The organism is Methanogenium cariaci JCM 10550 (assembly GCF_001315945.1).
In the GTDB taxonomy this organism is placed as follows: Archaea; Halobacteriota; Methanomicrobia; order Methanomicrobiales; family Methanomicrobiaceae; genus Methanogenium; species Methanogenium cariaci.
In genome coordinates, this window is the sequence record NZ_BBBG01000009.1 from 82,300 (window position 1) to 91,714 (window position 9,415).

Genomic DNA, 9,415 nt, shown 5'->3' on the forward strand with positions numbered 1-9,415 from the left:
TCTTACGGCGGGATATATAAGAATAAGTGTTTGTTATTTTCCGTCTACGCACACGGTCAGTGCTGTGCCTTCTGTATGGCATCCAGACAGTGCTTGCAGAGGGGGGGCCGGTCCATAAAGATATGGCCCAGTTTGTCTTCCTGTTTGGAGATTAAAGCACCACAGTCTGCACAGTGAATACTGGTTTCAGCCTGTGCAAAAACCCCGGATTCCGTCACCCCATTGGTCTGGGCGGCTGACTGCACATTCCCCTGCACATCTGGTTCTGCATCGCTCTGTTCCTGTTCAGAGTGAGCCGCGTCATCCGCCGCATCGCCCCTCCCCGGCAGAACCCGGAACCGGTAGTTTGCAATCTGTTTCTCGGTCTCCTGATCATTTTTGCCGAACCCCCCCGCCAGGACATCGTCAAGATACCGGGCAAGCATCTCTGCGTCCTCCAGGGTATCGACATCCCCCCCCTCCACTGCCACACGGAGATTTTCGTACCGCTCAAGGTTCACGGTCACACCAATTGTCAGTCGTTTTCCCGGTGTCATACTGCTGTCGGGTATAGGATATGTCTGCCCCCCCGTAGTTATCTCTTCCCCGCGGAGGGTGCGAGTATTTATCGCCTGATGGACAGAAGTAATACTGCAAACGCAGGTGCCGTGCCGGGCAGATGATGACAGTTACCCCCACTGACAACCGGATGATGAAGCTGGGGGGGTCTGATGCCCATATTCCATGGCACCCGCCGTATGATGCGAACGGTTTTTCCAAAAATGATTTGGGATATTTTTATTCTGTTTTCGATGACGTTATTTCGGATTATTCGTGCTTTTTTGTCAGCATCAGGATAAAGTCCAGCGCATCCATCAGTCCGAATGAACTTCTCTGCCGCAGTTTCTGAGTAAGAGTCCACCTCATCCGTACCGAGTCCCATTACCGCAAACGGCACGGGATCGCTCGTATGCGTCTTCAGGCAACCGGTGTCGGGTGGTCGGGCAGGAGGGCAATGACCCCCCCTTCCACATGCTCAAGAATATACCCCCCCACCGCCTCGTCCAGCCGTTCGATGGCCCGCACCTTCTCCTCCACACTGCCGAGATGGCCCGCTTCGTCGGGCGCTTCCACATGCATATAGACAAAATCAGTTGTCTCCAGGGCTGCAACTGCATAGCGTGCCTTTGCCATATAATCCGTGTCCAGATAGCCTGTTGCACCGGGGGGGACGGTGACAACATCCATGCCCGCACACCGGGCGATGCCGTTCAACAGGTCCACCGCAGAGATCATCGCACCACGAACGCCATACCGCTCTTCAAACGACGGAAGTTGGGGGGGTTTTTTCCCGCCTGACCACGGCCAGATCTGGGTCGCGGGCACCTTCCCGTCTGCAATGCGCTGCCGGTTCACCGGGTGGTCGGCAAAGATATCTCTGCTCACCCGCACACACTCTGCAAGCAGGGCGGCATCTCCACCGGTGGGCAGGTGTCCGGCAATCTCTCCGTCCACAATATCATGCGGGGGGTGTCGTCTCCGCCCCCCCCGCCCCCCCGTCGGGCACCACCAGCAGGTGGCGGTAGGAGACACCGGAAAAGAGTGATACGTCCGGCAGTGCGGCATCAAGGGATGTCAGCAGCGCAGCTCCCTCCGCCGATGAAATATGTCCCGCCGAGAAGTCATGCATCATTCCGTCTGTCACCGTCACCAGATTGCAGCGGTAGGCGATGTCGTCCGGTGCGAGGTCAACACCCATTGATACCGCCTCAAGGGCTCCCCCCCTTCCGGTATAGTAGAGGGCGGGGTCATAGCCCAGCACAGAGAGATTTGCAATATCACTGCCCGGTTCAAACCCGTCTTTTACCGTTTTCAGCATGCCGGACCGGCCCGTGCGGGCGATACGGTCCATGTGGGGGGGGATATCTGCGTATGCGAGTGGCGTCTGATTGTCCAGCACCTCACAGGGCCAGTCCGCCATCCCGTCGCCGAGAATTATCAAGTATTTCATATCGGTATTCCTCTGGTAGTTCTGTTATGGTTTTTCTCAAAAATCTCTTTTACTACCGGCAAAAGAAATGGCGGACTATGCCATCTCCTGTAACAGGGCACGCACCGCAATGCGCACGGACTCCGCAGATGTGATCGGCGGCACCCAGCCGAGTGCCTGCATTTTTGCAACGCCCAATTGCATCTTCGGGACGTCCCCCCCGACCCAGCCACGGTCGCCGCCGGTAAACCGGTAGGTGACATCTTCAAGGCCCATCTCCTCAACGATGATATCTGCGATATCGGTCACACTGATCCAGTCCTCTGATCCGACATTATAGAAATTGAAGGTATCATCCGAGTGTTCTGTCGCATACAGGATACCCTCCACACAGGCAGTGACCTCAAGGTATGACTTGGTCTGTTTGCCGTCTCCGAGGATCTCAAGTTCACGGGGATTGTCCTTCAGCTTGTGCATGAAGTCCCAGATTACTCCGTGATTGCTCCGTTCGCCGATGATGTTTGCGAACCGGAATACCCATGCCTTCATGTTGTATGTGGCGGCGTAGGCAGAGATCATCGCCTCGTCAGCCAGTTTGGTGGCGGCATAGATGGAGATGGGGGATCATCGGTGCATACTCCTCCGGTGTCGGGATGACCGTTGCCTCCCCCCCATACACGGTCGAGGTCGAGGTAAAGACCAGTTCCGGCACCTCATGCACCCGCATCGCCTCCAGGACCCGCATCGTAGCTTCGGTATTCTGCCGGTATACCTCATACGCCGCTCCTGCGCTGGCCCGCACATCCGGGTCTGCTGCGACATGATACACCCGCTGTGCACCGGCAAATGCATCCTGCCAGCCATCCTCCAGGAGGTCATCGGTCAGAAGCAGCAGGGAATCCGATGCAATGTGTCCGGCAAGATGGGCAGCAGTTCCGGTTGCAAGGTTGTCGATGACAATGACCTCGTCCCCCCCCGGGCGACCAGTGCATCTGCCAGATGGGACCCGATAAATCCGGCACCGCCGGTGATGATCGATTTCATAGCTGACGAAATATCGTCTGCTATACCATTAAAAACTCTCTTTTCACATAGAATAGTGTGACACCAGACCGCATCAGCCGCGAATATATCCTTGTATTCCTCAAAGGAATGGTTATGGGTGCCTCAGACATTATTCCCGGCGTCTCCGGGGGGGAACGATGGCACTGATCACTGGCATCTACGAACGGCTCATCAATGCCATTGGCAATATCCATCTGCATACTCTGCAGCACCTTGTCCAAAGAGACAAGAAGGCGCTGCGGGACGATCTGCTTGCGGTTGACCCCCTCTTTATGGGCGCACTTATTGCAGGCATCGGTGTGGCAGCGCTCATCATGTCCCAGATCATCCTCTTTCTTCTGAACGGCTACGCGGTCGAGACCTATGCGCTCTTCTTCGGTATCATCCTTGCGTCATCGGTGCTCATATTTGCAGAGATCAATCGCCGGGGGGGAGCAGACATCATAGCGTTTCTCATCGGGGGGGGTTGTTCATTGGATATGTCATTGCGGGGGGGTTAAACCCTGTTTCCATGGGCCATTCCCTCCCTGTGCTCTTTTTCACCGGTGCCGTCGCGCTCTGCGCCATGATCCTCCCCGGCATCTCAGGGGCCTACATCACGCTCCTCTTCAACCAGTATGAATACCTTTTGAATGCCATTCACACCCTTGCCCTCCCGGAGATCATCACCTATATGACAGGCGGGGTCATCGGACTTTTGCTCTTCTCCCGGACACTGCAGTATCTCCTCCGCACCCATCACGCAGTGATGCTGGCGTTTCTCACCGGACTGATGCTCGGGTCTACGCGAATGCTTATGGGAATCATCACAGAAGAAGGCGGATTCGGAGTATCTGCCATCGTCTTCACCATTGCAGGTATCACCCTTATTGTACTCATGGAGTATGCAAAACGCCGGGTGGCGGGTTCTGTTAATTCTGTTAACCAATAAAGATGATTGGCAGTCAAATTATTCCCCCCCTATCTCAATTATTTTCTGTATAAATGGTTCAAATGCATTTGCCCTGACATATCAGGCATACCAGAACAGATCAGCTCTAATATTATTGGCATCAAATTTCTTACGACATCATAGTTCATTGATGATTGATTTTCAGGGATTGAAATAATGGATATTGGAATAGGTGAATTTGGAATTAAGGAGGTCTTTGGCGGCCTCCAGATTATTTTTGTGGCATTCGGCTCACTGGTGCTGGTGCCACTTTTAACCGGGCTTGACCCCCCCGGTGTTGCGCTCTTCACCGCTGGTGTGGGCACACTTATCTTCCAGGTGATAACGCGGTTTAAAGTGCCAATCTTTCTGGCATCGTCCTTTGCCTTTATACCGGCGATCACATTTGGAATTGCAACATGGGGGTATTCCCTCAACGCTCTGTGGTCTTGCCTGTGCAGGTCTTTTTTATGTCCTTCTCAGTTTCTGTGTGCGTTACTTCGGTGTGGGAATCATCACACGGGTTTTCCCGCCCATTGTGGTCGGCCCCCCCGTCATCGCGGTCATCGGTCTCTCTCTTGCACCGGTCGCCGTCTCCATGGCAGTCGGCCTTGCCGGTGACACTCAGGTCGTCCCGGTGAATACCGCACTCATCATATCAGGCATCTCGCTTCTGACCACGATGGTCATCTTCCTCTTTGCAAAGGGATGGCTCAAACTTATTCCGATCCTCTGTGGAATTGCCGTCGGGTATGTGGTCTCGGTTGCTCTTGGTGTGGTCAACTTCGCACCCATCGCAAAAGCCACATGGCTGGCAGTCCCGCAGTTTGTCTTCCCCCCCGAGTGGAACCTCGCAGCAGTTCTCTTCATCCTCCCGGTTGCCATTGCACCGGCAATCGAGCACTTCGGTGATATCCTCACCATCAGTTCGGTGACCGGCAAAGACTACCTCAAGGACCCGGGCGTTCACCGCACTCTTCTGGGAGACGGTGTCGCAACCTTTGTAGCAGCACTTGCAGGCGGTCCCCCCCCAACACGACCTACTCTGAAGTAACGGGTGCGGTCAAACTGACCGGCCACTTCAACCCGCTCCTGATGACCTTTGGTGCAATCTTTGCGATATGCTTTGCTTTTATCGGCAAGGTCGGCGCATTCCTCAGCACCATCCCCCCCGGCCCGGTGATGGGCGGTGTGCTGATTCTGCTCTTCGGTCTGATTGCAAGTCTGGGTATTGAACAGATGGTGAAAAACCAGGTTGACCTTACGGTTCCGAAGAACCTCGCCATTCTTGCAGTGGTGCTCGTCTCCGGAATCGGCGGGCTCTTCATTCCAATCGGTGATTTCCAGCTTGCCGGCATCGGTCTTGCTGCCATCATCGGTGTGGTCCTGAACCTGATCATCCCTGAACCAAAGAAGGGAGAAGAACCAGTTGTCGAGGTGGATTTCTGATATGGCAGTCTATCCGGTAACCCACCCCCCCTTAATCCGTCACAAGGTGACGATGCTCCGGGATCCTGCAACCAACTCCAAGGATTTCCGGGCGATTGTAACGGAACTCTCCACCTTCCTTGCATATGAAGCAACGAAGGATCTGCCCTGACAACCACCACCATGACCGGCTGGCAGGGCACCCCGATTGAAGTTCAGATTGTAAAAGAGAAAGATCCCTCTATTGTCCCCCCCGTCTTCCGTGCGGGAATTGGCATGCAGGAGGGTTTCCTGACCGTTATCCCGACCGCACGTATCAGCTACATCGGATACTACCGGGACGAAACCACCCTTCAGCCAAAGAAATATTATGCCAAACTGGCAGAGGATGTGCAGGAACGGCGCAACTACATTCTTGACCCGATGCTCGCAACAGGTGGTACGACATCTGCTGTCTGCACGCTCTTAAAGGAAGCTGGCGTGAAGGACATCAAGGTGCTCTGCATTCTTGCAGCTCCCGAGGGTATCCGCCGGGTGGCAGAGGATCACCCGGACGTCGACATCATTCCTGCGGTGATTGACAGTCACCTGAACGAACAGGGATATATCATCCCCCCCGGTCTCGGTGATGCAGGTGACCGACTCTTTGGCACCCGGTAATCACCAGACATTATATTCTTTTTTTGCCATCCTCTTTGAACCCCCCCTGTGCAGGGGAATTAAAGGGCAGAACAGACGTATTTTCTGATAATTTTCACGATCGGAAAAATACGGCATTTTTGCGGTTTATTTGTTCAGAATACGATGAATTGCAGACTATTGAGCGGCCGTTATTGGGAGATTTTTTTGGAGGATGTATCGGTTGTCTCCGATTGAGATCGGGCCACTCCGGCCGTCTGTGTGGACGCGTTTTTCCGGGTGGTGGGCCATTTCAGGGACTATTTATGCATTGCTTAACCGGATGCCAGGATTTTTTACCTCAAATAATGTGAATTGTAGGCGGCGATACCGGAGCAGGGAAACAGCAGATGCAGTGGTATTTTATTGAGATCCATGATCCGACCTGCATATTGTCATACAATAAGTATATATGTTGGCCACGCTGTTTTCCCATGAGGCCAATCTGATGCAAAAACGAGATCAGCATTCAAATGATAATCCCGGTGAATTTTCTATTGAAAAAGTATCATTGACCACAGGATTTTTTGAAACCCTGCTGATGAATGCAAATGTATGGATTACGTTTCTTGACCCGAAAGGCAACATCGTTGTCTGGAATACCGCGGCTGAAGAGATCAGCGGGTATACCGCGGGGGGGGAAGTCAGAGGAAGCAATGACATATGGAAAAAGCTGTATCCTGATCGGGAATATCGGAAAGGGGGGGTTACCGAAAAGATCAATGATGCCATTCTCAACCGGCAAAAACTGGAACACTTTGAAACCATCATCCTCTCAAAAGAAAAGGTTCAGAAACAGATCTCATGGAATACGAGAGAAGTTCTTGATCAAAACAATGAAACTCTGGGGGGGTATATCGCAATGGGGGGGCGGGATATTACCGAAATCGTATCCCTTGGTGCAAAATTCCGAACCCTGCTGATGAACGCAAACGTATGGATCACATTTCTTGACCCGCAGTCCCGTATTGAGGTGTGGAACAATGCGGCGGAGGAGATCAGCGGCTACTCGGCAGATGAGGTGAAAGGGGGAATGCCGTCTGGAAAAAGCTCTATCCCGACCCGGAATATCGGAAATCCGTGACCGAGAATATACTCGGTATCATTGCCAACAAAAAAGATATCGATAATTTTGAGAGCAAAATCATCAGTAAAGATGGATCCCAAAAGATCATATCCTGGAATACCCGGGAGCTTACAAACGGCGATGGAATCACGCTGGGATATATCATGATCGGGCGCGATATTACGACAGAAAAGAAACTGCATGCCGAGATAATTGAGTACATCGGCGAATCCGCGATGCGGCTGAAAAACCCTGTCGAAGTGATAAAAAACAATATGGATGAACTGATCCTACGGCTGGAGAAAGGCGAATGCACGACAGAGGATCTGATCCTGCAGATAAAAATCCAGACGAAAAATGCTGAACAAATTGTTGAAAACCTTCATGAACTGAACAAAGCGGTGAGTCTGGCTTTTGATGATATGCCTGCCGAACTAAAGAGATTTTTATCAGAGTAGATGATCGTATGGATTTGCCGTTTAATGAGGAAAATGAGGGGGATGATATATCTGGTCCTCTCGGAACCACAGGATATCAGGAAAAAAAATATTGAGATAATAAAGGAGATTACGGATAAAGGTTTTACCGCGATTGTCATCAGCACGAACGATCCGTATAATGTGCTCCGGAAGGATTACCGGAAGGGGGGGCATAAACCTCGATCACGTCTATTTCATCGATGCCATAACGAAGTATGCAATCGGAAAAGAGTCGAAAGGCGCGGAAAACTGTACATTTGTTAACAATCCCTCCAACCTGACAGACATGGGTATCGCCGTCACCGAGTTGCTGAAACATATTGAGGGGGGAAAACGTGTGGGTGATTCTGGATTCGGTTAACAGTATGCTCATATATGTCTCATCGGTAAATCTGACGAAATTCATCCATTTTATCACCAGCAAACTCCGGATACTCGATATGTCCGGAGTACTTCTCGCCGTGGAAAACGGCATCGACCCCCCCTCCACTCTGTCACAGCTTGAGGGCTTTGTGGACGGGATTATTAAAAGTGAGGGATGATGACCATTGTCCCATTAATTTTCATTGATAGCTGACACCTGATCTGACGCTTCCATGCGATTTCTCTCATGCAGGCGACGCAGGAGAGATCAAATTCCCGCACAGAGTCCCTTGTGACAAGTAATAAACCGTATAATGCCCCCCCACTGCCGATACTAATACAGATTTGATATGTATATTGGCATCGACCACGGCACAACAGCACTGCGGTTTGCATCGGATACCGCAGAATTCAGGATACCCCGTGAGAAGGCGACCGAATTCACAACTGCAGCACTCGAACGTATCTGCCCGGTAGAGGAGATTGAAGGCATCGCGGTCTGTTATTCAATGGGAGATGCCCTCACTGCCATCACCGACATCCGGAAGGTGAAAAACCGCGGCATCATCACCCGCGAGGGTGCGGGCAAACACACCGGCGGCGGGACACGGTCTATGACGAGATTGCCGCGTCCGGCATTCCCACGGTGGTCATCCCCGGCATCCACCGCGGGTCCCCCCCCACGGATCCCCCCCGGTTCAAGGCATATTCGCACCAGACCAGCCCGGAGAAACTGGGTATCGCCTATGAAGTGCGGCAGACACTGGGGGGGGAGACGTTCATCGTTGCAGACGTGAGTTCCAACACGGTGAGCCTGCTGGTCAAAGACGGGGGGGCCGTCACGGGTGCCTTCGATGCCTGCGTCTTTGCACCGGGCACCACCCACGGTGCCTTGATGTGGATGCGATCCGCCGGATTGACCGGGGGGGAGAGGAGACGGCAAACGAGGCCTTCCTTCACGCAGCGTCCGCCACACCACCCTGACGATCTGCAGGCAGCAACGCTCGCCCTCTGGGCGGCAATGGAGATTGCATCCCTGCGCCTGCTCGCACCGGAGGCACCGGTCGCTCTCGCCGGGTCACAGGCACCCGGCATTGCTGCGGAAGTCTCCCGCCTGATCACAACGCCGGTCATCGTCTGTGATGACTGGGTCGCGGCCCGTGGCTGTGCACGGATTGCACGGGATGTATTTGTTGGCGGGGGGGTGACGTCGGTGCTGGGGGGGCTTGGGGGGGTTGACCGGTGAGGGTGAGATATTTCCCGAATACTCTTAGGACCCATTCCTCCTATTTTTGATTTAGGACTTACGCGGTAGCATTTCAACCGCAAAGGCAATGTACATTCACGTTGTACTTTTTGTGGAATTCGTAATGCTGAAAAATGACTCCTGCAAAATGTTCTGATCTGGATTATATTCATTTTCTGATGTCTGCACA

11 protein-coding genes and 4 pseudogenes are annotated in these 9,415 nt (G+C 52.9%); 12 read left to right on the forward strand and 3 right to left on the reverse strand.

Going from position 1 to position 9,415, the window contains the following annotated elements:
• Window positions 1–56 precede the first annotated feature (56 nt).
• From JCM10550_RS09175 to JCM10550_RS09190, 3 genes and pseudogenes are all read right to left on the reverse strand, one after another.
• Entirely contained in the window at window positions 57–536 is a 480-nt protein-coding gene (locus JCM10550_RS09175; protein ID WP_157200123.1) for a hypothetical protein, read from the reverse strand.
• Between the two features lie 271 nt (window positions 537–807).
• Window positions 808–1,990, reverse strand: a pseudogene (locus JCM10550_RS09185) (cofactor-independent phosphoglycerate mutase).
• Window positions 1,991–2,065: 75 nt separating this feature from the next.
• A pseudogene (locus JCM10550_RS09190) lies at window positions 2,066–3,013 on the reverse strand (NAD-dependent epimerase/dehydratase family protein).
• 158 nt (window positions 3,014–3,171) lie between these two features.
• On the opposite strand from JCM10550_RS09190, the gene JCM10550_RS24895 reads away from it, so the two are divergent.
• The 12 genes and pseudogenes from JCM10550_RS24895 (at window position 3,172) to JCM10550_RS09225 (ending at window position 9,225) form a co-directional block, all read left to right on the forward strand.
• The gene (locus JCM10550_RS24895) at window positions 3,172–3,534 is read left to right on the forward strand and encodes an undecaprenyl phosphate translocase family protein (RefSeq protein ID WP_281175348.1); all 363 of its coding nucleotides are present in this window, start codon (window positions 3,172–3,174) and stop codon (window positions 3,532–3,534) included.
• Between the two features lie 11 nt (window positions 3,535–3,545).
• Window positions 3,546–3,965: an undecaprenyl phosphate translocase family protein gene (locus tag JCM10550_RS24900; RefSeq protein WP_281175349.1), complete on the forward strand. Its 420-nt coding sequence runs from the start codon at window positions 3,546–3,548 to the stop codon at window positions 3,963–3,965.
• Between the two features lie 177 nt (window positions 3,966–4,142).
• Window positions 4,143–4,325: pseudogene (locus tag JCM10550_RS24905) on the forward strand (solute carrier family 23 protein); the annotation flags it as partial.
• A 46-nt stretch (window positions 4,326–4,371) separates the two neighbouring features.
• Window positions 4,372–5,019 carry a solute carrier family 23 protein gene (locus JCM10550_RS24910; protein WP_281175350.1) on the forward strand — a complete coding sequence of 216 codons (648 nt, stop codon included), beginning with the start codon at window positions 4,372–4,374 and terminating at the stop codon, window positions 5,017–5,019.
• A 14-nt stretch (window positions 5,020–5,033) separates the two neighbouring features.
• Window positions 5,034–5,414, forward strand: a complete 381-nt coding sequence (locus JCM10550_RS24915) for a solute carrier family 23 protein (RefSeq protein WP_281175355.1) — start codon at window positions 5,034–5,036, stop codon at window positions 5,412–5,414.
• Window position 5,415: 1 nt separating this feature from the next.
• Entirely contained in the window at window positions 5,416–5,565 is a 150-nt protein-coding gene (locus tag JCM10550_RS24920; protein ID WP_281175351.1) for a uracil phosphoribosyltransferase, read from the forward strand.
• 11 nt (window positions 5,566–5,576) lie between these two features.
• Complete coding sequence (upp, locus tag JCM10550_RS09205) at window positions 5,577–6,053, forward strand: uracil phosphoribosyltransferase (protein ID WP_281175352.1); 477 nt, start codon at window positions 5,577–5,579, stop codon at window positions 6,051–6,053.
• Between the two features lie 529 nt (window positions 6,054–6,582).
• Entirely contained in the window at window positions 6,583–7,155 is a 573-nt protein-coding gene (locus JCM10550_RS24925) for a PAS domain-containing protein (RefSeq protein ID WP_172673829.1), read from the forward strand.
• Window positions 7,152–7,595, forward strand: coding sequence for a PAS domain S-box protein (locus JCM10550_RS24930; RefSeq protein WP_062398641.1), 444 nt, complete (start codon window positions 7,152–7,154; stop codon window positions 7,593–7,595). The genes JCM10550_RS24925 and JCM10550_RS24930 overlap by 4 nt, the downstream gene beginning before the upstream one ends.
• A 160-nt stretch (window positions 7,596–7,755) precedes the next feature.
• A complete protein-coding gene (locus JCM10550_RS22715) occupies window positions 7,756–7,977 on the forward strand; it encodes a hypothetical protein (RefSeq protein WP_245618964.1) in 222 nt (73 codons plus the stop codon).
• Between the two features lie 4 nt (window positions 7,978–7,981).
• On the forward strand, window positions 7,982–8,158 hold the full coding sequence (locus tag JCM10550_RS22720) for a hypothetical protein (protein WP_245618966.1): 177 nt from the start codon (window positions 7,982–7,984) through the stop codon (window positions 8,156–8,158).
• Window positions 8,159–8,329: 171 nt separating this feature from the next.
• Window positions 8,330–9,225: pseudogene (locus JCM10550_RS09225) on the forward strand (methanogenesis marker 12 protein).
• Window positions 9,226–9,415: the final 190 nt, after the last annotated feature.